The following is a 25,757-nucleotide window of genomic DNA, read 5'->3' as shown; positions in this document are numbered from 1 at the left end:
CGAGACTCTTATTGAAAACGAGTAGTCGAGCGTGGATATGGCGGATCCAGAAATCTATCAGGCTCAAACGGTCGTGGTCGGCGCTGGCGTTGTCGGTCTTGCGATTGCGCGGAAACTGGCACAGCAGGGCCAGGAGGTACTGGTACTGGAGGCCGGTGACAGATTTGGCGAGGGAATATCGTCCCGCAACAGCGAAGTCGTCCATGGCGGGCTTTACTACCCGGAGCATTCCCTTAAGGCGTTGCTCTGTGTGGAGGGCCGCCAGGCACTCTACGACTACTGCCATACCCGACGTCTGCCGGTGCGGAAATGTGGCAAATGGGTTGTGGCCGGTGAGGCCGAGGCCGGCCAGTTAGTCAGGATCCGGGAACAGGCACAGAAAAACGGGGTGGAGCTGGAGCTGGTCGACAAAAAGGCCGTGGCGCGGAAACTGCCCGGCGTTGTCGCGGGTGCCGCACTCCATTCCCCGGAAACCGGGATTATCGACAGCCACGCACTTATGCTCGCGCTGCTGGGTGAGCTGGAGGATGCTGGTGGGCAATTGATCTGTCGGGCACCGGTAGTAGGTATCGTGACCGAGACCGACGGTTATCGTTTGGAAGTCGCCGGGGAGTCCCCATGCTGGCTCAAGACGGAGCAGGTGGTTAATTCGGCAGGCCTTGGTGCGGTCCCTCTTGCCAGTTGTTGGAAGGGTATGCCGGAACAGCAGATTCCTCGTCAGCGCTATGCCCGTGGCGTGTATTTCAGCTACGGCGGAAAGCATCCGTTCGACTCTCTGGTGTATCCGGTTCCCGAGCCCGGCGGATTGGGTATTCATCTCACCCTGGATTTGGCAGGTCAAGCTCGATTTGGTCCGGACGTGGAGTGGGTCGATACGCCGGACTACCGGGTTGACCCGGCGCGGGCCCAGGCATTTACCGGCAGCATCAGCCGGTGGTGGCCGGCCCTGGATCCGGCCAGGCTACAGCCCGCCTATGCGGGAATTCGCCCCAAGCTGCATGGGCCCAATGAGTCGTTTGCGGATTTCCGGATAGATGGGCCGGAATCCCATGGGCTGCCGGGCGTAGTTCATCTGTTCGGTATCGAGTCGCCGGGGCTTACCGCCTCTCTTGCGATTGCCAACCGGGTCGCGGGCCTGCTCAGGGAGTGATCGTCGATTACCCGGGCGTGCGGGCCAGCGCCCAGACCTGAACCTCCCGGGCGCCCGCGTTTTTCAGAGCCTGGGCGAGCAGGCGAGCGGTCGCACCGGTGGTCACCACATCATCGATAATCGCCACCCGGGCCGGCGGTTGATCTACTATGCGGAAAATGCCTGTCAGGTTGGTAATCCGGGCGTTGCGGTCAAGCCCGCGCTGGGATCTGGCGCTGCGTTGGCGGGCGGCCAGGTTTGATGACCATGGCAGAGCCAGTTTCCGGCCCAGATGCTCGGCAATATCCGACGCCTGGTTGAAGCCCCGGCTCCGCCTTCTGGTCGGGTGCATCGGTGCCGGAACCAGAAGGTCGGGGCGCCAGTCCGGATGGCGATCGAGCGTTTCCGTAAGATGATGTGCCAGCTCATGGAGCAGCGGTTTGGCGAAGGCACGCTGGCCAGAATCCTTGTAACGCCGGATCATCCGGTCCACCGGAAACCGGTAGTGCAGTGGCGCAATTACCCGGATGAACGGCGGCGGGCTTTTCAGACATTCCCCGCAGGCCATGTCTTGACCGGGAAAGGCCAGCGGGAGGGCGCAATGGCGACAGTACCAGCGATTCCTGGGCAGCTCTTCCCGGCAGGGGGTGCAAAGTCCAAAGCTTGCCGCCGGTTCAAGGCAGGCCACACAACTTCCGCTGCTGTTAACCTTTAGTGCTAACAAGGTTGACAGCGCCTCCAGTCCCTTTATCATTTGTTCACTCGCTATCCATAGCTGTTCAGCGCTATTCAGAATGAGTCTGAAAAGCCCGGAAAAATAAACAGGATCGTATCATGGCCGCCACCCAATCTATCAGCCAAGCCCGTCACGACTGGACCATGCAGGAAGCCCGAGCGCTGTTTGAGCTGCCGTTCAATGACCTGATGTTCCGGGCCCAGACCGTCCACCGGGAAAACTTCGACCCCAATGAAGTGCAGGTCAGTACCCTGCTGTCCATCAAGACCGGCGCCTGCCCGGAAGACTGCAAGTACTGCCCCCAGAGCGGTCATTACAACACCGGGCTTGAGAAGGAAAAGCTGCTCGAGATTGAGAGCGTGGTGGCAGAGGCCAAAGCGGCCAAGGCCAAGGGTGCGTCCCGGTTCTGCATGGGCGCGGCCTGGCGCAGCCCGTCAAAGAAAGACATGGGTTATGTGGTTGATATGGTGCGGCAGGTGAAATCCCTGGGTCTCGAGACCTGCATGACGCTGGGAATGCTCAAGCCCGAGCAGGCGGATGAGCTGGCCGGAGCCGGTCTGGACTACTACAACCACAATCTGGACACCTCCGAGAAATACTATAGCCACATCATCACCACCCGCACCTATCAGGACAGGCTCGATACCCTGGCCAACGTGCGCAAAGCCGGCATGAAAGTTTGCTGCGGCGGTATCGTGGGTATGGGTGAGGATCCGGATGACCGCGTCGGGCTGCTGGTGCAGCTGGCCAACCTGCCGCAACAGCCGGAAAGCGTTCCGGTCAATATGCTGGTCAAGGTGCCGGGTACGCCCATGGAAGACGTAGAAGACCTGGATCCGTTCGAATTTATTCGCACCATTGCCGTGGCCCGTATCATGATGCCGGCCTCACACGTTCGTCTGTCCGCCGGGCGTGAGGAAATGAACGAACAGATGCAGTCCTTGTGCTTCCTTGCTGGCGCCAACTCGATTTTCTACGGCGAGAAACTGCTGACCACCGCCAATCCGCAGGCCGACGCCGATATGGAGCTGTTCCGGCGCCTGGGTATCCGCCCCGAGCAGCGTGAGCAGGCCCATCCAGAGGAAGTGGAAGAAGAGGCCATTGTTGAAGCGGTTGAGTACGAGCAGAACCGCCACCTGTTCTACGACGCAACCCGCGAGTCCGCATAGGGCTTAATCGCCCGGGAGAGCCACCATGCGCGATTTCGCCGCCGAGCTGGAACAGCGCAGGCAATCCGGTCTTTACCGGGTGCGCCGTCAGGTCAGTGGCCCTCAGCAGCCACTGTTGGTGTCTGACGGTCGACCGCTCTTGTCTTTCTGCAGCAATGACTATCTGGGCATGGCCAGCCACCCCGAGCTTTCCCGGGTAGCGGCTGGCGCCATGCAGGCTAACGGGCTGGGTGGCGCGGCTTCCCACCTGATCTGCGGCCATCATGATGCCCATCACCAGCTAGAACAACGCCTGGCCAGCTTTACTGGTCGAAGCTCCGCGCTGTTTTTCTCCACCGGTTATATGGCGAATATGGGCGTTATCGCCGCGCTGGCCGGTCGGGGCGATACCATTTTTTCCGACCGCCTCAATCATGCCTCCATCATCGATGGCTGTATCCTGAGTCGCGCCCGGGTGCGCCGTTATCCCCATGGCGATACAGAGGCCCTTGAAGCCATGCTGAAAAGTACCGACGGCCACAAGCTGGTGGTGACGGACGGCGTTTTCAGCATGGACGGCGATATCGCACCACTGGCCGAGCTCGCCCGGCTTTGCCGGCGCCATGAGGCACTTTTGGTGGTGGACGATGCTCACGGAATCGGTGTGCTGGGCCCTCAGGGGCGGGGGAGTGTCGCAGAGCTCGGTTTGTCAGAAGAGGATGTGCCGGTGCTGATTGGCACCCTGGGCAAGGGCATAGGAACCAGTGGCGCCTTTGTGGCAGGGCCTGAGCTGCTGATGGATTACCTGGTGCAGAAAGCCCGTACCTACATCTACACCACGGCCATGCCGCCGGCCATTGCCTCGGCCACCTGCGCAAGTCTGGACCTTGTCGAGCATGAACAGCACCGTCGCGAGCACCTGGTGAAGCTGATCAGTGCGTTCCGCCAGGGGGCCACTGAGATGGGATATGAGCTGATGCCGTCACGGACGCCTATCCAGCCCATCATGGTGGGGGATAACTGGATGGCATTGGCGCTAAGCCGGGCGCTGGAGGAGCGTGGCTTGCTGGTGACCGCGATTCGCCCGCCCACCGTGCCGGAAGGGGAAGCCCGCCTGCGGGTGACCCTTAGCGCCGCCCACGCCATGGATGACCTGCAGCAGCTGCTGGATGGACTGTCTGATTGCCGTCACATACTCAATGCCCGGGAAGAGCAGGTGGTATGACACTCCGGCCGGAAACACAGGCGCTACTGGTGATTGGCGGCTGGGGGGTCGACGCCGCCATGCTTGGCCCGATTGTGGGGCAGTGGCCGGGAACGGTGCAGTTTGTTTCCCTTGACGATGATCTGCTCGTATCCAGTCGCACGGTTGCAGAGGCTGCGCAAAGGCTGGTTCGTCAATATCCGGAACCGAGGGTTTGGCTGGGCTGGTCCCAGGGGGCTCAGGTGGCGATGGCCGCAGCGGACATTCCCGGAACACCGGTGCAGAAAGTGGTGACCCTGGCGGGCTTTCCACGCTTTGTGGCAGGTGATCACTGGCCGAGGGGTATGGCTCCGGAAACCTTTGAAGCGTTCAGGGGAGGCATGGCGGCTGACCCCAATCGAACCTGGCGCCGTTTCCAGCAGCTGCTGGTTCACGGCGTCGCCAGAGAACACTCAGCAGCGGCCCGAAGAGAGCTTGGCCGGTGGCTGGCCGAGGGTCCCGTGGCGAACAGCGAACATCTTGCGCAAAGTCTGGACTGGTTGGCCAGGGAAGATCAGCGAACCCTGTGGCGCAATCTTGATCAGCCCACTCTGCATCTTCTGGCGGAGTCGGATGCCCTGGTTCGTCCCTGGTCAGAGGATCTGGCATTGCCGGAACGCGCGACGGTGAAGATTATACCCGGCATGTCCCATTGGCCCACGGGCGCCCAGGCTGCGCAGTGTGGCCGGATGCTTGGTGCTTTTGCCGTGGACGATAATGCCTTTGAGAAAACTCCGATGGCGGAGAACCTATGACAGACGCCGCTGATTTCGAATCCATGGTCGCGCCGGGCAAATCTGCCATCGCCCGGGATTTCGGCGCTGCATCCGCAACTTATAATCCTGCTGCCCGGCTCCAGCGCTATATGGGGCAGGTGATGCTGGATCAGGTTGGCCCGATAGCCGGCAATGGCGGCTGTTCGGCCGTGGCTCTGGATCTGGGTTGCGGTACCGGCTGGTTTACCGGTGAGCTGGCGAGTCGCGCTGACGCGGGACTGACGCTGGGTATCGATCTGGCCCCCGGCATGCTGCAGTTTGCCCGTTCGGCGAGTCCTTCCAGCCTGGCCTGGCTCGCCGCGGACGCTGAGGCACTGCCATTGGCCGATAACAGCGTGGATTTAGTATTCAGCAACCTGATGATCCAGTGGGCGCAGAATCCGGGCCAGGTATTGTCAGAGTGCCGGCGGGTGCTGCGGCCGGGCGGGCGTCTGATGATCTCCACGCTGCTTGATGGCACATTGTCTGAACTGAAAGAAGCCTGGCGGCAGGCGGACCCGCAGCACCAGCACGTCAACCGTTTCGATTCCGCGCAGGATTATCGCAGCTGGGCGGCAGCGACTTTGCCGGAAGCGACCCTGTCCAGGGAAACGGTAAAGCTGGGCTATCCATCCCCCATGGCGCTGTTGTCCGAGCTCAAGGCCATAGGCGCCGGCTTCAAAGGCGCCTCCCGACGCGCAAGTGCAACAGCCCCCGGAAGGTTGAGGGCCATGTGCCGACACTACCCGGTTTCCAGCGACGGGCAGGTAACCGCAACCTACGAGGCAGCCTGGCTGACCTGCCGCCTTCCCGATTGATGAATCAAAGGTTCTGAAATGGCAAAGAAAAGCTTTTTTGTCACCGGCACGGACACCGGTGTGGGCAAGACACTGGTATCTGCCGCCATTCTGGAGGCCGCGGCGGCCAGAGGCCTGAGAACTCTGGCCATGAAACCCGTAGCCTCGGGCTGCGAGAACACGCCGGAGGGCCTGCGGAATGAAGATGCCCTGGCACTGATGAAGGCAATGACGGAGCCGCTGTCTTACGAGCAGGTGAATCCTTTGGCCCTGGAGCCGGCCATTGCGCCCCATGTAGCGGCTGCCCAGGCCGGCCGTCAGATATCCGCCCAAAGGCTGGTTGGGTTCTGCCGGGGATTGCAGATGCGCCCGGCAGATCTGTTGCTGGTAGAAGGCGCCGGTGGCTGGCGAGTGCCGCTGAATGATCGTGAAACCTACTCGGCCATGCCGGTTGAACTGGGGATGCCGGTCATACTTGTGGTGCCGTTAAGGCTTGGCTGTATAAATCATGCCTTGCTGACAGCCGAGGCGATCCGTCGGGACGGTCTGTCAGTCGCCGGCTGGGTGGCCAATCGACCTGAGCCCGGGGCGATGGAGTGCGAGCAGGCAACACTCGCCTACCTCCAGAACCATCTCGGGACGCCCTGTCTCGGCGTGCTTCCTTATCAGGCCGAGGCCGACCCGGCCAAACTGGCAAACGAACTGTCGATAGAGGTTCTGTTTGAAAATTGACCAGCTTTGTGGCTTACTTGTATTCAACCTCAGTCTTGGAATGAGTCGTTATGATCAGTAACACGCTCGGAATTGGTCTCCAGGGAGTGCAGGAAGGTCTTCAGGGGATGGAAACGTCCGCCCGCAAGATTGCCCGTGGTGGTGTTGACGGGCCCCAGGGCAGTGCCGAAGGCGCTGGTGGTGGTCTGCTGGAACCCATTATGGATCTCAAATTATACGAGCGCAGTGTCGAAGCGTCGGCCCAGGTCGTTAAAACAGCGGATGAAACCCTTGGAACGCTGCTGGACATTACCGCCTGATCCTGAGGTCAGATTTCTCCATTTCGCACTTCGGTTTCGACCTTTTCCATGAATATCTCCGGCTCACTTCCTTCCATGATGCCCGCGTCTCCGTCGCCTGAGCGATCGGGGGGCAAGGCAGCGTCGGAAAGTCGTGAGCAAGCTGGGAGCGCGCCAGCAAGCAATACGGGCGCTCAGGGCCTGGATCCTTCCCAGTTAAAGCTGCTTTCCCAACTGAAATCCCGGGATCGGGAAGTTCGCGCCCACGAATCGGCCCATCAGGCCGTGGGCGGGCAGTATGCCGGTGCTGTTTCCTATACTTACCAGCGTGGGCCGGATGGAGCCCAGTATGCCGTTGGCGGTGAGGTGTCTATTGATACCGCGCCGGTTGAAGGCAATCCCCAGGCAACCATCGCAAAAATGCAGACTGTACGGGCCGCCGCGCTGGCACCGGCAGAGCCCTCTGCCCAGGATCAGGCCGTCGCTGCTCAGGCGATGCAGCTGATGCTGCAGGCCCGAGCGGAGCTTGCTACAGAATCTGCAGAGGAGGGCAGCGAAAGTGGCCAGAGTAGCACCAGCGGCGGTTCGGGTGACTCTGGAGATGAAGCCGACAGCGGCCTTCGAATTAACCAGAATGCTTCCGCCACCTACCAGTCGATATCCGGCCTGGTCGAAGCAGGGGACGCCCAGCTTCCTTCCTCCCCGATTCAGGCGACCGCCTGAGCTTCAAGTCCCCTTGCTGAAGGTTTTTGTGCCGAGTGGAATGTAGTCCCTGTCGCGTACAAACGTAAAATTAGTGCACAAAACCATACACAAATTTGAACGCTTTCTATTGACAATTCTGTGCCTCTAAACGTATGTTTCAAACAAGTGTTTAATTAGCGGTTCCGGCGCTTCCTGAACGGCTGATTCAAACCCCGAGGCAAAACGTCCCGATTACATCGTGGCAGTGAATGAACAATTGAGGTGAAGCCCAATGCCTGATTACAAAGCGCCCCTGCGCGATATCAAGTTTGTTATGTCTGAGTTGCTCGACAGCGAGCAGCATTACGCCAATCTGAGCGGTGGCGAGGACGCTACTCCGGATATGGTAGACGCTATTATTGCGGAGGGAGCCAAGTTTTGTGAGCAGGTCCTGGCACCACTGAACCAGGTGGGCGACCGTGAGGGCTGCACCCTGACTGAAGATGGCGGCGTGAAGACCCCGACCGGCTTCAAGGAAGCCTATCAGCAGTATGTTGAGGGCGGCTGGCCTTCCATGACCGCTGATCCCAATTACGGCGGCCAGGGCCTGCCCCATTCGCTGGGCCTGGTTATGAGCGAAATGGTGGGAACCTGTAACTGGTCCTTTGGTATGTATCCCGGCCTGAGCCACGGCTGCACCAACACCATCGAGACTCACGGTACCGAAGAGCACAAGCAGACCTACCTGACCAAGCTGATCAGCGGTGAGTGGACGGGCACCATGTGTCTGACAGAGCCACATTGCGGTTCTGACCTGGGCACCCTGCGCACCAAGGCAGAGCCCAATGCGGATGGCACCTACAGCATTACCGGTACCAAGATCTTCATCTCTGCCGGTGAGCATGACATGGCGGAGAACATCGTTCACGTGGTTCTGGCCCGCCTACCGGGCGCGCCAGAAGGCACCAAGGGCATTTCCCTGTTCATCGTGCCCAAGCGCCTGCCGAACGAGGATGGTTCTGCCGGCGAGGCCAACGCGGTATCCTGCGGCTCCCTTGAGCACAAGATGGGCATCCACGGCAACGCCACCTGCGTGATGAACTTTGACGGCGCCAAGGGCTGGCTGATTGGTCCGGAGAACAAGGGCCTGAACTGCATGTTCACCTTTATGAACACAGCGCGTATCGGTACCGCCATCCAGGGTCTGGGTGCGGCTGAACTGGGCTTCCAGGGATCCCTCGCCTACGCCAAGGATCGTCTGGCCATGCGCTCGCTGAGCGGTGCAAAGAATCCGGACGGCCCGGCTGACCCGATCATCGTACACCCTGACGTTCGCCGTATGCTGCTGACCCAGAAAGTGGTTGCTGAAGGCGCCCGCGCATTGATTTACCTGACCGCACAGCAGGCCGATCTGGTTCACAGCGGCAAGACCGAGGAAGATCGCAAGGCTGCGGATGAAGCTCTCGGCTTCCTGACGCCCATTGCCAAGGCCTTCCTGACCGAGATCGGTTACGAGGCAGCCAACCTGGGCATGCAGGTATTCGGCGGTCACGGCTTTATTGCCGAGTGGGGCATGGAGCAGAACGTGCGTGATGCCCGCATCGGCATGATCTACGAAGGCACCACCGGTATTCAGGCGCTCGACCTGCTGGGCCGCAAGGTCCTGATGACCCAGGGCGAATCTCTGAAGGGCTTCACCAAGCAGGTGCACCTGTTCTGCAAGGAAAACGCTGACAACGAACAGCTCAAGGAATTTATTGAGCCGCTGGCTGCGATCAACAAGGAATGGGGCGAGCTCACCACCAAGGTTGGCATGAGTGCCATGAAGAACCGCGAGGAAGTGGGTGCGGCGTCCGTCGATTACCTGATGTACTCCGGTTACGCCGTATTCGCCTATCTCTGGGCGCGGATGGCCAAGGTTGCGCTGGATCGTATGGTTGAGGGCACCACCGAAGAGATGTTCTACAACGCCAAGATCCAGTCAGCACGTTTCTACTTCAAGCGTATGCTGCCACGGTCCCGCACCCACGCGGAAACTATGCTGGCTGGCGCTGACAGCCTGATGGACATGCCGGAAGAAGCCTTCGCCTTTTAAGGCGGGTTTCTGCTGACGTTCCGAGCCCGCTCTCCCCGGAGGCGGGCTTTTTTATGACAGGTAGCCCGGTTTGCTGAAGAAAACCGGGGCATGAGTCCCGCAGCTTATTGGGTTAGAATAGGCGGCTTCGCCCGCTTGAATTGCAGATTGATTTTGGAGACATGAGATGGCTGATTACCAGGCACCCCTGCGTGATATGCGCTTTGTTCTGAATGAAGTGTTTGATGCACCCGCGCTTTGGGCGTCACTGCCGAAAGTGGCTGAAAACGTTGACCCGGAGACGGCCGACGCCATTCTCGAGGAAGCCGGCAAAATTACCAGTGGCGTTCTGGCTCCCCTGAACCGCGAAGGCGATGAGCAGGGTTGCAAATGGAATGACGGCGAAGTGAGCACCCCCGAGGGTTTCCGCGAAGCCTACCAGACCATCGTTGAAGGCGGCTGGAATGGCCTTGGCGGCAATCCGGAGTTCGGCGGCATGGGAATGCCCAAGACCCTGGTTGCCCAGTTCGAAGAAATGATGCAGGCCGCGAACATGGCTTTCGGCCTGGCACCCATGCTGACCGCCGGCGCCTGCCTGGCGCTGGACGCCCATGGCAACCAGGAACTGAAAGAAAAGTATCTGCCAAACATGTATTCCGGTGTCTGGTCCGGTGCCATGGACCTGACCGAGCCCCATGCGGGTACGGATCTGGGTATCATTCGCACGAAGGCCGTGCCAAACGATGACGGCTCTTTCAACGTGACCGGCACCAAGATTTTTATCACCTGGGGCGAGCACGATATGGCCGAGAACATCGTCCATCTTGTGCTGGCGAAGCTGCCGGATGCGCCCAAGGGGCCCAAGGGTATTTCCATGTTCCTGGTGCCCAAGTTCCTGGTGAACGATGACGGTTCCCTGGGCGAGCGTAACCAGTTCAGCTGTGGATCCATCGAGAAGAAGATGGGCATCAAGGGGTCTGCCACCTGTGTGATGAACTATGACGGCGCCAAAGGCTGGCTTGTGGGCGAAGAGAACAAAGGCCTGGCCGCCATGTTTACCATGATGAACTATGAGCGTCTTGGGGTAGGTATCCAGGGTATGGGTGCGGCGGAAGCGTCACTGCAAAGCGCCCGCGAGTACGCCATGGAGCGTACCCAGAGCCGCGCCCCGACCGGTGCCCAGCAGCCTGACAAGGCCGCGGACCCGATCCTGGTGCACCCGGATGTCCGTCGGATGCTGCTTACCATGAAAGGCTATGTTGAAGGCGGCCGCGCTTTTTCTACTTACGTCGCCCAGTGGCTGGATATCTCCAAGTACTCCGATGACGATGAGCGTCGCAAGCATGCAGAAGGTATGGTTGCGCTGCTGACGCCTGTGGCCAAGGCTTTCCTGACGGACCGGGGCCTGGATACATGCATCATCGGCCAGCAGGTATTTGGCGGACACGGTTTCATCCGCGAGTGGGGTCAAGAGCAGCTGGTGCGGGACTGCCGTATCACCCAGATCTACGAGGGCACCAATGGCATTCAGGCACTGGACCTGATGGGCCGGAAAGTTGTGGGCAGCCAGGGCAAGCTCTACGAACTGTTTGCTGAGGACATGGCCGCGTTTATTGAAGAGAACAGCGTCGACCCGGCACTTCGTCCTTACCTTGAGCCCCTGGCAGCAGCACTCGAGCGCCTGTCGGACGTCACCGAGCACGTGATCAACCAGGCAGCTGAGAATCCGGATAGCATCGGTGCGGCATCGGTTGATTATCTGGACCTGTTCGGCCTGACAGCGGTTGGCTACATGTGGGCGAAAATCGTCAAAGCGGCTGCGGCAAAAACAGAAGGCGATAACTCTGGCTTTTATACAGGCAAAGTAAAAACAGCGCGCTTCTACTTTGACCGCATGTTGCCGAAAACCGTCGCCCTGGCCGAAGGAATCCGCAGTGGCAGTGATTCCATGATGGCATTGACGGCTGAAGAGTTCTGATTGATCAGAGACGGTAATGAAAAAAGGCAGGCCGATTGGCCTGCCTTTTTTTATGTTCCAGGACTTTGCATTGTTGTCAGAGCCGTTCAACCAGAGAGGGATCAAGTACGAACGGGTTCTTGTTGCCCTGGATTTCCGCCACCATCTGGTGCCGGGTCAGTTCCCGGTCATCGGGTGGATCGCTTTCGTTCCAGCCCAGGAAGACACGGTGGGCACCGGCCCAGGGCAGGTCGTAAGTGCTGACCATATAGGCGACGGTTCTGGCGATGTCGCCCTTCACGGTCGCCGGAGGCTCGAAGAATTGGGCGCTCTGGCGTATGCCGCATTCGTCCGGCTCAACCCCCGTTACCGAAAGATTCTCGTACTGGGCATTGCGGCGGGACATCTCGATGCGGCTGTTAACCGGCACAATGTTGTGAAGATCGGATGCAATCTGGCGGTAGCGATCATTGTCCTTGCACTGGGAGCTGGTGCCGCAAGCCAGCGCACTGCGAACCTGGGCAAGTGGATAGACGTAACCGTTGGTGAGCAGAAACCCCTTGTTACTGAATGGTTCTGCGCAGAAAAAGGAAGTGCCGCCGTCCGCGTAAAGGTTTCCCCAGAACTGATCCTTGATCACGGTTTCCGGGTCGCTGAATCGCGTGTTTTGGCCCGTAACCAGTGTGGGAAGGGCAACGATCGGGAGTGCTATGAAAAAGTAAAGAAGTGCTCTCATTGTGTCATACCTCTTAGTGTTCCAAGCGCCGACTCCTGCCGGTATCGGTCAGGAAGTTGACGCTTTTCTTCACCGTTGATGAGAATTATGACACAACACCCTACACATTCCGCACCGTCTTGTAGGACGTTTGTAGCAAAATGTTAACGGTTTCACGCTCTATTTGAGGCGATTCCGCAAATTCTTGTAAGCGGTTTTCAAATCCTCACCCAGCTGCTGGGTTGCCTCCCGGGCAGTTTTGGAAGATTCTTCAGCGTCCTCTCTGAATTCGTCCAGACGACCGCGAAATTTTTCCCAGTCTTTTTCCAGATCTTCCCATTCGTCTTTGGCTTCTTGGCTGGCAAGGTGCAGCTGCACCCGGGCTTCGTCGCGATAGGTTTTGACTTTTTCCGAAAGATTTTTCAGTTCGTCACGAAAACTCATATTGAAACCTCCTGTTTACCTGTCGTCACTTACCTAAATGGGGTGAGTGGAGGCTGGTTTCAAGGTCTGCGGGTGGGTGCGCTCGTTGGCTGGGCCAATAAAGTGATCAGATCCTGGATGTGATGCCAGGGTGGGAGAGAGTCGAAGCCTTTTGCAGCCCGGTCAGCGGCACTGCAAAGCTCGAATGCCGCGCTGAATTGGAGGCGCGTGAGGCGTCTGGCAGCCTGCTCAATGGCGCGGGCCCGCTGGGGCTGGAAGATGCCGCGTTTCTTCAGAAATCCTGAGTCACCACCGTTTGGCTGCCGCGCATTGGCAATTCGCATTTCCATGGCCAGGTTCAGATCGCGGTTGAGCACGGTTAGAAACCCGAGGGGGTTTTCGCCTTCCTGCTGAAGGGCTCCGGCAATCTTGCGGGCATGGCTGGCACGGCCGGCCAGGGTTTCGCTGATCAGCTCAAAGCCGTTGAACCGGGAGCTGTCCTGAACCGCCTGCTCAATGGTGGCCTCGTCAATGGTGCGGTCTGCCGCAAAGAGGGCCAGACGGTCCAGCTCCTGGCTGGCGGCCAGCAGGTTGCCCTCCAGGCGCTCGGCCAGCAGATCCAGCGCGCCCCGGGTAAGGTTCAGCCCCTGTTGCCGGGCCCGCTGTTGCAGCCAGCCGGGAAACTTGTCGGCATCTATAGGCCACAGCGGTAGATGAATGCCTGTCTGCTGAAGCGCCTTGTACCACTTGCGCTTGGTTTCCGCGGCGTCGAGGCGAGCACTGATGAGGATCAGAATGATGTCTTCAGGTGGGTCCTGCAGAAAATGCTCGATCACCGCGCGACCGTCGCCCAACTTGCCGTTGGGCAGGTGGATCTCTATTCGCCGCTTTTCCGCGAACAGGGATAGTGCGCTGAATTCTTCGCCTACCCGGTTCCAGTCAAACTGGGCGTCAGCGTGGAAAGTCAGTCGATCCTGGTAGCCCGCATTGCGGGCTGCTTTACGAATACGATCGCAGGATTCCTGAACCAGCAGGGCTTCATCGCCAGAAACCAGATAGATGGGCGACAGACCCTTTTCCAGTTGCTGCTCAAGCTGTCCCGGCTGTATTTTCACTTCGCCGCCTCTGACCCATCTACAGGGGTCTGGCCCAGTGCCGACAGGCGAAACAATATCTGCTGGGCCAGCTGCTGGGAAAGTTCAGTCTGGATGGCATCTTCCTCCTGCTGTTTGGCCAGCACGTTGGTCTCGTCATAGCGGTAGGTTTCGGCGCTGGTAATGGTCTGGGAGGCAAGGAGCGGGGCCTCTTGCGCCGATATTAACTCCATCTCAATGGTTTGCTGCAGAGTGTATTCGGCGGCACCGGCCCTGGCGGTGACGGCAGTGGCCCGTCTGTCCTGTCGAAAATCACTCAGTTGCAGAACGGCCACGGCGTTTCCGGCGCTGGAGAGGCTGACTTGTGCCATTTCAAGCTGGTCGCGGACAGAGCGGCAGACATGGTCCGGCACCGGCGGATTACACTCCAGCGACAGCGGCTGAACGGTTTCCGGCACGCCGTAGCTGCCCCGCAGCTGGAACCCGCATCCGACAAGGGTCAGGCTGAGGATCAGGCAGAGTGGAATCGCCGCCCGCTTCATATCAGTTGGCGACCACGTTGACCAGTTTGCCCGGCACCACAATCACCTTGCGCACGGTTTTTCCCTCGGTAAACCGGACCACGTTTTCATTGGCCAGGGCCAGTGTCTCCAGGCTGCTCTTGTCAATGTCGGCAGGAACGTCCGCTTTGGCTCGAACCTTACCGTTAACCTGAAGCACCACCTGTATTTCGCTACGCACCATCGCGCCCTTGTCGGCCACAGGCCAGGGCGCATCAACCACGGGTCCCTGGTGGCCGAGCGCCTGCCACAACTGGTGACAGATATGGGGTACGATCGGCGACAGCATGGTCACCGCTGAATCCAGCGCTTCCTGGCGCACCGCGCGGCTTTGTGGCTCATCGTCCGTCAGTTTTGCGGTTTCGTTGAGTAGCTCCATCACCGCGGCTATGGACGTATTGAAAGTCAGGCGGCGGCTGATGTCGTCACTCACCTTGGCAATGGTTTCGTGGGTCTTGCGCCGCAGATTCTTCTGGCCATCGGTAAGGTCAGCGGTGTTCAGGCCGGGGGCTTGCCCTTCGGCTACATGTTCCGACACCATCCGCCAAAGGCGCTTGAGGAAGCGGTGAGCGCCTTCAACGCCACTGTCGGACCATTCCAGGGATTGTTCCGGTGGTGCGGCAAACATCATGAACAGACGCACGGTATCGGCGCCATGCTCATCAATGATGGCCTGGGGGTCGATACCGTTGTTCTTGGACTTGGACATTTTGGTGACGCCACCGGCGATCACCGGCTGGCCGTCGTCTTTGTGTACTGTGCTGATGACCTGGCCCTTGTCGTCCCTTTCGGTCACGATATCGGCCGGTGAAATCCAGGTCTTCTTACCGGCATCATCTTCCCGGTAATAGGTTTCTGCCAGCACCATGCCCTGGCAAAGCAGCCGGTTGAAGGGCTCTGAGCTGTTTACAAGCCCCACATCCCGCAGCAGCTTGTGGAAAAAGCGGGCGTAGAGCAGGTGCAGAATGGCGTGTTCGATGCCGCCGATGTACTGGTCTACCGGCAGCCAGTAGTTGGCCGCAGCCGGGTCCAGCATGCCCTTGTCATAGTTGGGACTGCAGAAGCGGGCGTAATACCAGGACGACTCCATGAAGGTGTCGAAGGTGTCCGTTTCCAGTGTGGCAGGCTGGCCTTCAAAACTGGTTTTGGCCCACTCGGGATCGGCTTTGATGGGTGACTGTACGCCGTCCATTTCCACATCTTCCGGCAGTTTGACCGGCAACTGGTCATCAGGAACCGGGCGTTCGGTACCGTCTTCCATGGTCATCATGGGGATTGGTGCACCCCAGTAACGCTGGCGGGAAACGCCCCAGTCCCGCAGGCGGTAATTCACCGTGCGCTTGCCAATGCCGGTCTCTTCCAGGTAATCGGCAATGGCATTGAAAGCCTCTTCACTGGTCAGGCCGTTGTACTTGCCGGAGGACACCAGAATGCCTTTCTCGGTGAAGGCCTGTTCCTGAACGTCGATTTCGCGGCCATCACCTGGCGCAATAACCTGCTTGACCGGCAGCCGGTACTTCACGGCAAATTCGTGGTCTCGCTCGTCGTGGCCGGGCACCGCCATCAGCGCACCCGTGCCGTAATCGGTCAGAACGAAGTTGGCCACGTAGACCGGAATTTCCTCGTGGGTCAGCGGGTGAATGGCCTTGAACCCGGTATCAATGCCTTTCTTTTCCATGACCGCCAGGTCCGCCTCGGCCGTCTTGCTGTTGCGGCACTGCTCCGCAAATTCCGACACTTCCCGGTAGTGCTCGGCTGCTTTTCGGGCAATGGGATGTTCAGTGGAGACCGCCATGTAAGTCACGCCCATCAGCGTATCCGGACGGGTGGTGTACACCTCCAGCGGATCGCTGCCGTCCTTCATCTGAAAGGTCAGCTCGGTGCCGATGGACTTGCCAATCCAGTTCCGCTGCATGGTCTTGACCTGCTCCGGCCAGTCTTCAAGCTGGTCCAGGTCGTTGAGCAGTTCTTCAGCGTAGTCGGTGATGCGGATAAACCACTGGGGAATCTTCTTCTGTTCAACCAGCGCGCCTGAGCGCCAGCCGCGGCCGTCGACTACCTGTTCGTTCGCGAGCACAGTCTGGTCGACCGGGTCCCAGTTGACGGTGGACATCTTCTTATAGACCAGGCCTTTCTCGTACAGCCGTGCAAAGAACCACTGTTCCCAGCGGTAGTAGTCCGGCTTGCAGGTGGCCAGCTCGCGGTGCCAGTCGTAGCCGAAACCCAGCTGTTTGAGTTGGTTCTTCATGTAGGCGATGTTGGCGTGAGTCCACTTGGCGGGCGCCGTCTTGTTGGCAATGGCGGCATTCTCAGCCGGCAGCCCAAACGCGTCCCAGCCCATGGGCTGCATCACGTTCTTGCCCTGCATGCGCTGATAGCGGGAAATCACGTCGCCGATGGTGTAGTTGCGCACGTGCCCCATGTGCAGTTTGCCACTAGGGTAGGGGAACATGGACAGGCAGTAGTATTTGGGCTTGCCGGGTTCTTCCCTGACCGTAAACGTGTCGTTCTCTTCCCAGTATTTCTGGGCGTTGCGTTCAACATCGCTGGGATTATATTGCTGGTCCATTCCTGCCATTACCAAAGTTACCCTGTCAAAAATAGGATGTGCGAAAAGGCCGATCATTCTAACGCACACGGGGCTTTACAGGTAGTCTGCCAAATCTTGCATACTGTGCCAGACTTACGGTAAAGGCTTGCGCAGGCTGACTATCAAGATCGAAATAGGGGCGAGTGGGTCTGGCTGATCAGGGATGTCAAAAACACGGATGTTTTTGTCAAGCGTACATGGATGTATTTACAGCGTGCCCTGATCAGCCAGGCCCAGTTGCCCCGTACTCCAGAGGGGAGAGCAGTTATGGCGACGGATCAGGAAAGAAATCATCTTTCAGGCAAAGCACTTGAAGCCTATGACCGCATGCTGGAACGGGTTCAGTCACGGCTTAGTGAGATGGAGGAAACCACCCGCGATACTTTGCAAGAAGAGATTGAGCGGGCTGTGGAGTTCGAGTACGACCTGGCCGAGATGACCCGTGAGGAAGCTGATCTGTTGGGCGCCTACCTGCAACGGGATCTGGAGCATTTGCTTCACTTTGTGGAGGAAACCGGGGAAGGCCTGAGTGAGTGGCTGCAACTGGACATTTCCCTGCTGGAGCACCAGCTGGCAAACGTGCTGTTTTCAGTTGCTGACAAGACCAGGTTGGACACGCTCGAGCTTAGTCAGAAGCTGGAGAACAAGGAGCCAAGCCAGTACATCAGTGGTGAGGTGGCCACAGCCGGCATGTTCCGATGCCTGAACTGCGGCCATATGCGCTGCCTGACCGCGACCAGCCATCTGGAACCCTGTGACGCCTGTGACTCCCACTATTACGAACGTGTGACCAGTCGCTGGCCCAGGAAATCGGAGTAACAGGTAGGTCGGATAAGACGAAGTCGTAATCCAACCTACCGGTTGATTTTGGGGATTACTCGTTCCCGGACAAACACAATAAGAATGATCGCCAGTGTCAGTACCGGCCAGGAGCCAGACAGCATAAAGGGCGTGCTGCCGGTTGCCGGAAAGAACTCACCGGTCATTACCGCACGTTCGAACCGGGGAATTTGTTCTGAAATCTGGCCCTTCTCATCGATGATCGCTGTGACACCATTGTTGGTGCCCCGAAGCATATACCGACCAGTTTCCAGTGCCCGCATTCGCGCAATCTGCAGGTGCTGAAGCGGGCCGATGGAATCCCCGAACCAGCCGTCGTTACTGACAGTCAAGAGCACGCCGGTGTTGTAGGCATTGAAGGCCACGAAGTCCGGATAGGCCACCTCGTAACAGACAAAAGGCATGATTCTGATGTCATTGGCTGTCAGCGGTCCCTGGTCTGACGGCCCGCGGCTGAAGCTGGACATAGGCAAATCAAAAAAGCCGATCAGTCCACGGAGCCACTGCTCCAGGGGCACGTATTCGCCGAAGGGCACCAGCTTCTGCTTGTGGTAGATGCCATCCCCGTTGCCGATAGCCATGATGCTGTTATGAAACGTGAAGTCTTCGACTCTGTCGCTGAAGCCGTACCAGGGGATGCCGGTGATCAGGGTACTCTTTGGGGCAAGCTTGTCTTTGATCGCGTCGATAATCGCGCCGGCCTGGTCCTGGGGAATGGGGATAGCGGTCTCCGGCCACAGGATCAGGTCAGTGTCCCATTCACCCTCGGTCATTTCCAGGTAGGCTACAATCTGGTCCCGCAGGAAATCCGGATCCCACTTAATCTGCTGGGGGATGTTGCCCTGCATGGCAGCAAAACGGACGGGTTCTTCGTTCAGACTGGTCCAGTTGACGTTGTTGACGGCGGGGCCGGTGACCCAGGGCAGGAGGGCCAGTGCGGCCACAATGCCGGCGCTGGCGTAACGCAGGTTGCGCATCAGCCACCAGCAGGCGATCACGGCACAGCCCGTGACGGTGACCCAGAAGGTCAGACCGTAAACCCCAATCAATGGCGCAAATCCGGCCAGGGGGCCATCCACGTGGGCGGTGCCGAGGTAAAGCCAGGGAAATCCTGTCAGCAGCCAGCCGCGCACCCAGTCTCCCAGTATCCAGACCGCAGGGAACAGGATCAGGCGCCGGATGGCGCTTTTCCGGGACAGTTTGCCCCAGGCCCAGAATGCCAGCCCATGAAAGAGCGCAAGGCCGGCAACAAAAATAACGGTAAGAATAACGGCCAGCAGCGCAGAGGTGTTGCCATGTTCACTGATACTGACATAAACCCAACTGGCGCCCGAGCCAAACAGTCCGATGCCGGCAAACCAGCCTGCGCGGAACAGCTTCTCCGAGGGCAATGGCAGGCTGCCAAGTAGTATCAGAGCAATCGAGACCGGCCCCAGCCACCAGAGATTGAAAGGCGAAAAGGTCAGTGTCTGCAGCGCACCTGCAACCACCAGCAGCCCAAAGTGCAGCCAGTGTTGTTGAAGCAGGGGGAACGGCAGAGCGGTTGCCCGGGGGCTATTGCTCATTGCTGCGCGAGACCTGAAGCAGGCGAATTACCCGGTTGTCGGCATTGGCAATGGTGAACTCCAGCCCCTGGCACTCCACTGTTTCACCCCGACGGGGCAGGTGGCCGAATTCCTTCAGAACCACGCCACCGATAGTGTCGAACTCCTCTTCATCAAGCTCGGTCTCGAAAAACTCATTGAAGTCGTCGACAGGCGTCACGGCTTTAACGGCATAGGTGCCATCGCTGCGGGCCTTGATGTGGGTTTCCTCGTCGAAATCGTGCTCGTCCTCGATTTCGCCAACGATCTGTTCCAGCACATCCTCAATGGTGATCAGTCCGGCGGTGCCACCGTACTCGTCCACCACAATCGCCATGTGGTTGCGGGTTTCCTTGAATTCCTTGAGCAGCTGGTTCAGCCGTTTGCTTTCAGGAACAAAGGTGGGCGGGCGCAGGATTTCGCGGATACGGTTCCAGTTCAGGTCGTTATTCAGCGCCAGTGGCAAAAGATCCTTGGCCAGCAGAATACCTATAACGTCGTCCTGGCTGTCCCCAATGACCGGGTAGCGGCTGTGAGCAGCACTGATAACCTCTGGCAGGAATTCTTTCGGCTCCTGGGAGGCTTTCACCGTCACCATCTGGGAGCGGGGGATCATAATTTCATCCACCCGCATGTCGATAACCTGCATGGCGCCTTCAATGATGCTCATGGCGTCGGCGTCGATGATGTTTTCCGACTCGGCGTCACGCAGGATTTCCAGCACGTCCTCGACGGACTCAGGCCCGCTGGAGAAGGCCTGTGATATACGTTCCAGCCAAGACTTACTGTTGCCCTGACTGCGACTCGACTGATCGTCGCTCATGCGTCTTTTTCCGTTTCCCCAATGTCATCAAGAGTGTCGTAAGGATTGCAGAAACCGAGCTGCGCCAGCAACCGGATTTCGAGGGCTTCCATGGCCTCGGCCTCGTCATCTTTAATATGGTCATAGCCCTGAAGGTGCAGCATTCCATGCACCACCATGTGGGCCCAGTGTGCCGTGGGAGTTTTCCGCTGCTCGCGGGCCTCCCGCTCGACCACGGGCGCACAGATGATCAAATCACCGGCTAACGGGACCGTTATACCGGCTGGCGCCTCAAATGGGAAGGACAGCACGTTGGTTGGGCCGGTTTTGTCGCGATACTGGCTGTTCAGGCTGGCGCTTTCGTCGGTGTCGACAAGGCGAACCGTCACCTCGGAGTCCTCATCCCCGAGCCAGGCGGTGCCCGCCCAGGTTTCGAACTGCTCGTCCGTGGGAGTGTCGCCGGACTCCAGCGCCCGCTGAATATCGACCGTCAGACTGACCACGGGAATCAGGCGCCCCCGCCGTCAAAAATATCGTAGGCCTCGACAATTCGTTGCACCAGCGGATGGCGAACCACATCCCGGGACTCAAACCGGGTAAAGCCAATGCCGGCCACATCGCCAAGCACGGTGGCGGCATGAATCAGCCCGGAGTTCTGCCCACGGGGCAGGTCGACCTGGGTAGTGTCGCCGGTAATCACCGCGGTAGACCCGAAACCGATCCGGGTCAGGAACATTTTCATCTGCTCCCGGGTGGTGTTCTGGCTCTCGTCCAGAATAATAAACGAATTGTTGAGCGTGCGACCCCGCATGAACGCCAGCGGCGCAATCTCGATCACGCTCTTCTCGATCAGCCGGGTGACGTGGTCAAAGCCCAGCATTTCATAGAGTGCGTCATAGAGTGGACGCAGGTAGGGGTCGACCTTCTGGGCCAGGTCGCCGGGCAGGAACCCGAGCTTTTCACCCGCCTCAACGGCCGGACGCACCAGCAGAATGCGCTTGACCTGCTCATCCTTCAGTGCTTCCACCGCACAGGCCACTGCCAGCCAGGTCTTGCCGGTACCGGCGGGACCAATGCCGAAATTCACATCGTGGGTGCGGATGTTATGGACGTACTTCTGCTGATTTTCGCCCCTGGGCTTGGCCTGAAGTTTTGGCGTCTTGATCACGGTTACCGCGCCGTCAAAGGGCACATCGTCCGGAAGTCGTTCAAAACCCGTCTCCCGGATAAACAGATGCACGGTATCCGGCGAAATATCATTGGTAGCCTCGGTTTCCCGATACAGGTGCCGGATAACCTCGGTGGCCGCGGCCACATGCTCTGTTTCGCCTTCCACGCGGAAGTGGTGTCCACGGCGCCCCACACGAACGCTCATACGCCGCTCAATGTGCTTCAGATGCTCATCAAACTGCCCACAAAGCGCCGCCAGGCGGTCTTGGTCCACCGGGTGTAAATCAAATTGTCTGGAATCGTTGGTTTTCAAACAGTCTCCATGCTTCGGTTCTGCTCACTGTGTGTTGTATCGGGAGTGAGCATTTCATGTTTGGTGCTAATGGTCGCTGGCCGGGGATAGCTTCCAAAAAACGCCCGTGAATACTTCCCTGTAGGGCTCGATCGCGCCATCCATGGCGCTCGACGTTTTTGGAAGCTATCCCCGGCCAGCGCCCTGTTCTAACTATGTTTAGGCTCGCCTGCTTGATTGCAAGTAGATCGGATTAGACGAAGTCGTAATCCGACAGGCTGTCCGAACATTTGCACCAGGTCGCCAATGTTGGATTGCGCTTCGCTTTATCCAACCTACGTTTACTCCGTTGGACTGCAGACACGGAAAGGGTTCTCGGAGAGTGGTGGGGATGTCCTCCCAAAAATGTGCGGAGCCATGGATGGCGGAGCCCAAGCGCACATGGATGTGCTCGTAGCGTTTTTTGGGAGGACATCCTCACCACTCGCCAGCCACCAAACCTCGGACCCATACTGTCTCAACCCTAAAACATCTCCGAGCTAACGGGTACCCCGCGCAAAGAATTAGGAAGCGCCTCTTTAATCTCCACATCAATAAAATTACCAACCACCTCTGGATTCTCATGCCGGAAGTTCACAATGCGGTTGTTCTCAGTGCGGCCTGCATACTCGCCAGGGTCCTTCTTGGACAGGCCAGTCACCAGAATACGCTGGGTCGTGCCCACCATCTTGCGGCTGATATCCATCGCCTGCTGGTTGATACGCTCCTGCAGGATGCTCAACCGCTTCTTCTTGACGTCCATGGGCGTATCGTCCGGCAAATCCGCTGCAGGAGTGCCAGGCCGAGAGCTGTAGATGAAACTGAAGGATACGTCGAAGCCGATATCGTTGATCAGCTTCATGGTGTCTTCAAAGTCCTTCTCCGTTTCACCCGGGAAGCCGATGATGAAATCCGAGGAAAAGCTGATGTCCGGGCGGATCTTGCGTAAGCGGCGAAGTTTGGATTTGTACTCCAGCGCAGTGTGCCCGCGTTTCATGGCCGCCAGAATCCGGTCGGAGCCGCTCTGTACCGGCAGGTGCAGATGGCTGACCAGCTCCGGAACCTGCTCATAGGCGGCGATCAAAGAATCCGAGAATTCCACCGGATGGGAGGTCGTGTACCGGATGCGATCGATACCGTCGATGGTGGCAATCAACGTGACCAGTTCGGCCATGTCCATAACATCGCCATCGTGCGTTTCGCCGCGATAGGCGTTCACATTCTGGCCCAGCAGGTTAACTTCCCGCACGCCCTGGCCCGCCAGATGCGCCACTTCCGCGATCACATCGTCCACCGGACGGCTGACTTCCTCGCCACGGGTGTAGGGCACCACGCAGAACGTGCAGTATTTGCTGCAGCCTTCCATGATGGAGACGAAGGCCGAAGGGCCATCGGCGCCGGGGTCGGGCAGGTTGTCGAACTTCTCGATTTCCGGAAAGCTGACATCCACCACGCCCACGCCGTTACCCTTGGCGCGGATCTCGGTAATCATGTCCGGCAGCCGGTGCAGGGTCTGGGGGCCGAAGACCATGTCCACGTAGGGCGCGCGGTCAATGATGGCCTGGCCTTCCTGGCTGGCGACGCAGCCGCCCACGCCGATAATCAGGTCCGGTTTCTTGGCCTTGAGACCTTTCCAGCGACCAAGCTGGTGGAACACCTTTTCCTGGGCCTTTTCCCGGATGGAACAGGTGTTCAGAAGCAGGATGTCTGCGTCGTCTGGCGTGTCGGTCATTTCAACGGTTTCGCCGGTGCGCAGAAGGTCCGCCATTCTGGATGAGTCGTACTCGTTCATCTGGCAGCCGTGGGTCTTGATGTACAGCTTCTTGGCCATGGGTCTCAACGTGTCTCGGTGCATGTCGGGCGCCAGAGGATAGCGGCGCTCTGATCAAAATGGAACTGCGCATTATAACGGGGTGATCAATCCGCAACCACCTCTGTATCGGCAATCCTCTAAATCGGCTGTGGTATTATTTCTCAGGTAAACTTGGGAGTAGAAGCGGTTGGGGCGGGGCTTTCCAAAAACGTTGAGCGCCAGGGATGGCGCGATCGAGCCCTACAGGGAAGTATTCACGGGCGTTTTTTGGAAAGCCCCGCCCCAACCGCTTCCCCAATTTAAGTGCCAAGCCGTCCCACGTAGGTCGGATTAGGCGCAGCCGAAATCCGACAACCAGATTCAAACAAAACAATGACTCCCGAACGCCTCGCCCGAATCAAACAAACCCTTGATACTCGACAACCAGACCTCAGCGTGCTCACCGACCAGGTCCATAAACCAAGAAACCTTTCGGCCATCATCCGCTCCTGCGACGCCTTCGGCCTGGCCAATATGCACGTGGTCTGGCCAAAAGAAGGTTTCCGGGCGTTCAGAAAGACCGCCGGTGGCAGCTACAACTGGATCACCACCCACACCCACCGCACGATGGAAGATGCAACTGCCAGCCTGAAAGGTCAGGGTCATAAGCTATATGCAGCACAGCTATCCGACCGGGCGATCGATTTCCGAGAGGCGGATTTCACCGTGCCCTGCACGGTGATTCTGGGAAATGAGGTGGACGGCGTCAGCGAGGACGCGGCCGCCGAAGCCGACGAGCACATCGTGATCCCGATGATGGGCATGGTGGAATCACTGAACGTATCGGCGGCGTGCGCCATTATCCTGTCGGAAGCCCAGCGGCAAAGAAAGCTGGCCGGGCTTTACGATTACCGCCGACTGCCGGACGACGAATACAACCGCCTGCTGTTCCGCTGGTGCCAGCCCGTCGTCAAACGATACTGCGACGACCGAGATCTGCCATACCCGCCAATCGACCCGGAAACCGGCGAACTGGTAGACGGAGTAGGCTGGATGAAAGAAGTGAGAAAACTAAGAGTCGAGAAAAAGCGGGCCAGAGCAATGGCGCGCGATCAAGCCGCCAATCAGTAACACTGGAAGTATCCTAAAAGCCTGATCGCCCGGGACGCGGTTCAGTCTTTTCTGCAGGAGCAAAGGTGTCTGAGCGAAGCGAGTTCTTTTTCCGAAAAAAAAGACTTAACGGCGGCGCGGGCAGCCCCCTCAGATAGCAGGTCCAGAGGATCAGGACTCCTCCCGCCCCTCAAGATACCGTTGCAACTGCTCCCGCAGAGCTTTGGGCAGCCGGGTAATGGTCAAAGCATCATTGTCCCGGTCATAGTAGATCGCCTGATTCACCAGGTCCGATGAAAACGACACGCTCATGCCACCACCGGAGCCCGCAATGCGCACGAGCTTCTTCACCTTGCGATGGTCCGGATGCAACACGCCGCTTTCCGGAATCTCGGCGGTCTCACTGGCAAACTGCTTGAAACGCTGGGGCTGGTCCTCGTCCAGATAGCCCGACAACGCCTCGATTTCCACCGGCTCGCCCAGCGCATGCTGCTCCTTGCAGAATTCATAGGCCTTGTTGCGAACCTCGCCGGCTTTTTCCGGCTCAGAGGATTTGGCAAAAGCCTCGACTGCGTCCAGGAAGGTCAGGGTTTCCTTTTCCACATCCACCTGGTTGGTAAACCCGCACAGGCGGATGAAATGATCGCCGGTTTCCCCCGTGCCTCTGGCATGAACCAGCGTCAGGTAGTTTTCGCTGCCCTGGTCGCTTTTCCAGTCGTCGATCTCAATGCGCACCGCCAGGTTCAGGCGGGACAGACTGAGCACGTCGGTGGTATCCAGCGCCTGCTGGCCGTCAAAGCGCAGTGCGCTGTCGCTTTCGATGATCAGCAGATAGATAACCTCTGAATCCGCCAGGGCTTCGTGCACCAGCATCAGATGCCCCTGATGCTCCTCCTGGCTTCCGGTCAGCAGGTCCTGCCATTGTTTGAACAGTCGGTCGGTCAGCGACGCAAAGCTCTGGCGGTCTTCCAGATAGTCTTTCAACCACGCACTGAAAGGGGATTCTCCGGTATCGTCGGAAAAACGACCGTATTTCTTGCCGGGCTTGCTGTTGAACAGCCGCTTCATCTGCTTCTGCAGGCCCTCGTAATCCCCGCCGGGTTCGCTGAGAGGCTCGCCCTCGATCAGACGGGCCGGACTGCCGGGCTGGAACTGGGAGGCAAAGGCAACGCGCAGATGTTTAATGGCCATATTGGTGCTTCCTGAACGTAGAA

General features: G+C 58.7%; 24 protein-coding genes. 12 read left to right on the top strand and 12 right to left on the bottom strand.

The features are described 5' to 3' along the window. The first annotated feature begins 37 nt into the window (after positions 1-37). A complete protein-coding gene (locus FPL19_RS01380) occupies positions 38-1,150 on the top strand; it encodes an NAD(P)/FAD-dependent oxidoreductase (RefSeq protein WP_150909879.1) in 1,113 nt (370 codons plus the stop codon). A gap of 7 nt (positions 1,151-1,157) precedes the next feature. Here FPL19_RS01380 and FPL19_RS01375 read toward each other — a convergent pair whose 3' ends face one another. Continuing rightward, positions 1,158-1,817 carry a ComF family protein gene (locus tag FPL19_RS01375; protein WP_225314251.1) on the bottom strand — a complete coding sequence of 220 codons (660 nt, stop codon included), beginning with the start codon at positions 1,815-1,817 and terminating at the stop codon, positions 1,158-1,160. Positions 1,818-1,963: 146 nt separating this feature from the next. Here FPL19_RS01375 and bioB point away from each other — a divergent pair, with 146 nt between their 5' ends. From bioB to FPL19_RS01330, 9 genes are all read left to right on the top strand, one after another. After that, positions 1,964-3,034: a biotin synthase BioB gene (gene bioB, locus FPL19_RS01370; RefSeq protein WP_150909875.1), complete on the top strand. Its 1,071-nt coding sequence runs from the start codon at positions 1,964-1,966 to the stop codon at positions 3,032-3,034. 25 nt (positions 3,035-3,059) lie between these two features. Continuing rightward, complete coding sequence (gene bioF / locus FPL19_RS01365; RefSeq protein ID WP_150909873.1) at positions 3,060-4,238, top strand: 8-amino-7-oxononanoate synthase; 1,179 nt, start codon at positions 3,060-3,062, stop codon at positions 4,236-4,238. After that, complete coding sequence (locus tag FPL19_RS01360) at positions 4,235-5,011, top strand: alpha/beta fold hydrolase (protein WP_150909871.1); 777 nt, start codon at positions 4,235-4,237, stop codon at positions 5,009-5,011. Before bioF ends, FPL19_RS01360 begins: the two co-directional genes overlap by 4 nt. Next, positions 5,008-5,829: a malonyl-ACP O-methyltransferase BioC gene (bioC, locus tag FPL19_RS01355; protein WP_225314250.1), complete on the top strand. Its 822-nt coding sequence runs from the start codon at positions 5,008-5,010 to the stop codon at positions 5,827-5,829. The genes FPL19_RS01360 and bioC overlap by 4 nt, the downstream gene beginning before the upstream one ends. An 18-nt stretch (positions 5,830-5,847) precedes the next feature. After that, entirely contained in the window at positions 5,848-6,540 is a 693-nt protein-coding gene (bioD, locus tag FPL19_RS01350) for a dethiobiotin synthase (protein WP_150909869.1), read from the top strand. A 50-nt stretch (positions 6,541-6,590) separates the two neighbouring features. After that, on the top strand, positions 6,591-6,839 hold the full coding sequence (locus FPL19_RS01345) for a flagellar biosynthesis protein FlgE (RefSeq protein ID WP_150909867.1): 249 nt from the start codon (positions 6,591-6,593) through the stop codon (positions 6,837-6,839). Positions 6,840-6,914: 75 nt separating this feature from the next. Next, entirely contained in the window at positions 6,915-7,541 is a 627-nt protein-coding gene (locus tag FPL19_RS01340) for a putative metalloprotease CJM1_0395 family protein (protein WP_225314249.1), read from the top strand. 253 nt (positions 7,542-7,794) lie between these two features. Beyond that, the gene (locus FPL19_RS01335; RefSeq protein ID WP_150909866.1) at positions 7,795-9,597 is read left to right on the top strand and encodes an acyl-CoA dehydrogenase C-terminal domain-containing protein; all 1,803 of its coding nucleotides are present in this window, start codon (positions 7,795-7,797) and stop codon (positions 9,595-9,597) included. Between the two features lie 166 nt (positions 9,598-9,763). Continuing rightward, complete coding sequence (locus FPL19_RS01330; RefSeq protein WP_150909864.1) at positions 9,764-11,554, top strand: acyl-CoA dehydrogenase C-terminal domain-containing protein; 1,791 nt, start codon at positions 9,764-9,766, stop codon at positions 11,552-11,554. Between the two features lie 76 nt (positions 11,555-11,630). Here FPL19_RS01330 and FPL19_RS01325 read toward each other — a convergent pair whose 3' ends face one another. From FPL19_RS01325 to leuS, 5 genes are all read right to left on the bottom strand, one after another. After that, positions 11,631-12,269, bottom strand: a complete 639-nt coding sequence (locus FPL19_RS01325) for an endonuclease (RefSeq protein ID WP_150909862.1) — start codon at positions 12,267-12,269, stop codon at positions 11,631-11,633. A 159-nt stretch (positions 12,270-12,428) separates the two neighbouring features. Next, positions 12,429-12,692 carry a hypothetical protein gene (locus FPL19_RS01320; RefSeq protein ID WP_150909860.1) on the bottom strand — a complete coding sequence of 88 codons (264 nt, stop codon included), beginning with the start codon at positions 12,690-12,692 and terminating at the stop codon, positions 12,429-12,431. 59 nt (positions 12,693-12,751) lie between these two features. After that, a complete protein-coding gene (holA, locus tag FPL19_RS01315) occupies positions 12,752-13,786 on the bottom strand; it encodes a DNA polymerase III subunit delta (RefSeq protein WP_150909858.1) in 1,035 nt (344 codons plus the stop codon). Continuing rightward, a complete protein-coding gene (locus FPL19_RS01310; RefSeq protein ID WP_150909856.1) occupies positions 13,783-14,307 on the bottom strand; it encodes an LPS-assembly lipoprotein LptE in 525 nt (174 codons plus the stop codon). The genes holA and FPL19_RS01310 overlap by 4 nt, the downstream gene beginning before the upstream one ends. A 1-nt stretch (position 14,308) precedes the next feature. Further along, positions 14,309-16,894 (bottom strand): leucine--tRNA ligase, encoded by a 2,586-nt coding sequence (gene leuS, locus FPL19_RS01305; protein WP_150912355.1) that lies wholly within the window; start codon positions 16,892-16,894, stop codon positions 14,309-14,311. A 288-nt stretch (positions 16,895-17,182) separates the two neighbouring features. Here leuS and FPL19_RS01300 point away from each other — a divergent pair, with 288 nt between their 5' ends. After that, entirely contained in the window at positions 17,183-17,734 is a 552-nt protein-coding gene (locus tag FPL19_RS01300; protein WP_150909855.1) for a zinc ribbon-containing protein, read from the top strand. 35 nt (positions 17,735-17,769) lie between these two features. Here the strand turns inward: FPL19_RS01300 and lnt are convergent, their stop codons facing one another. The 5 genes from lnt to miaB form a co-directional block, all read right to left on the bottom strand. Continuing rightward, complete coding sequence (lnt, locus tag FPL19_RS01295; protein ID WP_150909853.1) at positions 17,770-19,320, bottom strand: apolipoprotein N-acyltransferase; 1,551 nt, start codon at positions 19,318-19,320, stop codon at positions 17,770-17,772. After that, on the bottom strand, positions 19,310-20,161 hold the full coding sequence (locus FPL19_RS01290) for an HlyC/CorC family transporter (RefSeq protein WP_150909851.1): 852 nt from the start codon (positions 20,159-20,161) through the stop codon (positions 19,310-19,312). Before FPL19_RS01290 ends, lnt begins: the two co-directional genes overlap by 11 nt. After that, a complete protein-coding gene (ybeY, locus tag FPL19_RS01285; protein WP_150909849.1) occupies positions 20,158-20,643 on the bottom strand; it encodes an rRNA maturation RNase YbeY in 486 nt (161 codons plus the stop codon). Before ybeY ends, FPL19_RS01290 begins: the two co-directional genes overlap by 4 nt. 5 nt (positions 20,644-20,648) lie before the next feature. Continuing rightward, positions 20,649-21,623: a PhoH family protein gene (locus tag FPL19_RS01280; protein WP_150909847.1), complete on the bottom strand. Its 975-nt coding sequence runs from the start codon at positions 21,621-21,623 to the stop codon at positions 20,649-20,651. Positions 21,624-22,125: 502 nt separating this feature from the next. Further along, positions 22,126-23,472, bottom strand: coding sequence for a tRNA (N6-isopentenyl adenosine(37)-C2)-methylthiotransferase MiaB (gene miaB, locus FPL19_RS01275; protein ID WP_150909845.1), 1,347 nt, complete (start codon positions 23,470-23,472; stop codon positions 22,126-22,128). A 354-nt stretch (positions 23,473-23,826) separates the two neighbouring features. Between miaB and trmH the strand changes: the two genes are divergently transcribed. Beyond that, entirely contained in the window at positions 23,827-24,564 is a 738-nt protein-coding gene (trmH, locus tag FPL19_RS01270) for a tRNA (guanosine(18)-2'-O)-methyltransferase TrmH (protein ID WP_150909844.1), read from the top strand. A gap of 150 nt (positions 24,565-24,714) precedes the next feature. On the opposite strand, the gene FPL19_RS01265 is transcribed toward trmH, so the two are convergent. Then, positions 24,715-25,734, bottom strand: a complete 1,020-nt coding sequence (locus tag FPL19_RS01265; RefSeq protein WP_150909842.1) for a nucleoid-associated protein — start codon at positions 25,732-25,734, stop codon at positions 24,715-24,717. Positions 25,735-25,757 lie beyond the last annotated feature (23 nt).

It is taken from the genome of Marinobacter halotolerans, assembly GCF_008795985.1.
Classification (GTDB): Bacteria; Pseudomonadota; Gammaproteobacteria; order Pseudomonadales; family Oleiphilaceae; genus Marinobacter; species Marinobacter halotolerans.
Note: the sequence above shows the minus strand (reverse complement) of the source record. Positions and strands in the feature narration are given on the sequence as shown.

Bases quoted from the DNA above. Each gene is read 5' to 3' on its own strand.
- FPL19_RS01345 (WP_150909867.1), top strand. From the start codon at position 6,591: ATGATCAGTAACACGCTCGGAATTGGTCTCCAGGGAGTGCAGGAAGGT.
- miaB (WP_150909845.1), bottom strand. From the start codon at position 23,472: ATGGCCAAGAAGCTGTACATCAAGACCCACGGCTGCCAGATGAACGAG.
- FPL19_RS01380 (WP_150909879.1), top strand. From the start codon at position 38: ATGGCGGATCCAGAAATCTATCAGGCTCAAACGGTCGTGGTCGGCGCT.
- bioB (WP_150909875.1), top strand. From the start codon at position 1,964: ATGGCCGCCACCCAATCTATCAGCCAAGCCCGTCACGACTGGACCATG.
- lnt (WP_150909853.1), bottom strand. From the start codon at position 19,320: ATGAGCAATAGCCCCCGGGCAACCGCTCTGCCGTTCCCCCTGCTTCAA.
- bioF (WP_150909873.1), top strand. From the start codon at position 3,060: ATGCGCGATTTCGCCGCCGAGCTGGAACAGCGCAGGCAATCCGGTCTT.
- FPL19_RS01320 (WP_150909860.1), bottom strand. From the start codon at position 12,692: ATGAGTTTTCGTGACGAACTGAAAAATCTTTCGGAAAAAGTCAAAACC.
- FPL19_RS01290 (WP_150909851.1), bottom strand. From the start codon at position 20,161: ATGAGCGACGATCAGTCGAGTCGCAGTCAGGGCAACAGTAAGTCTTGG.
- FPL19_RS01335 (WP_150909866.1), top strand. From the start codon at position 7,795: ATGCCTGATTACAAAGCGCCCCTGCGCGATATCAAGTTTGTTATGTCT.
- FPL19_RS01340 (WP_225314249.1), top strand. From the start codon at position 6,915: ATGATGCCCGCGTCTCCGTCGCCTGAGCGATCGGGGGGCAAGGCAGCG.
- trmH (WP_150909844.1), top strand. From the start codon at position 23,827: ATGACTCCCGAACGCCTCGCCCGAATCAAACAAACCCTTGATACTCGA.
- leuS (WP_150912355.1), bottom strand. From the start codon at position 16,894: ATGGACCAGCAATATAATCCCAGCGATGTTGAACGCAACGCCCAGAAA.
- FPL19_RS01310 (WP_150909856.1), bottom strand. From the start codon at position 14,307: ATGAAGCGGGCGGCGATTCCACTCTGCCTGATCCTCAGCCTGACCCTT.
- bioC (WP_225314250.1), top strand. From the start codon at position 5,008: ATGACAGACGCCGCTGATTTCGAATCCATGGTCGCGCCGGGCAAATCT.
- FPL19_RS01325 (WP_150909862.1), bottom strand. From the start codon at position 12,269: ATGAGAGCACTTCTTTACTTTTTCATAGCACTCCCGATCGTTGCCCTT.
- bioD (WP_150909869.1), top strand. From the start codon at position 5,848: ATGGCAAAGAAAAGCTTTTTTGTCACCGGCACGGACACCGGTGTGGGC.
- FPL19_RS01330 (WP_150909864.1), top strand. From the start codon at position 9,764: ATGGCTGATTACCAGGCACCCCTGCGTGATATGCGCTTTGTTCTGAAT.
- FPL19_RS01300 (WP_150909855.1), top strand. From the start codon at position 17,183: ATGGCGACGGATCAGGAAAGAAATCATCTTTCAGGCAAAGCACTTGAA.
- FPL19_RS01265 (WP_150909842.1), bottom strand. From the start codon at position 25,734: ATGGCCATTAAACATCTGCGCGTTGCCTTTGCCTCCCAGTTCCAGCCC.
- FPL19_RS01360 (WP_150909871.1), top strand. From the start codon at position 4,235: ATGACACTCCGGCCGGAAACACAGGCGCTACTGGTGATTGGCGGCTGG.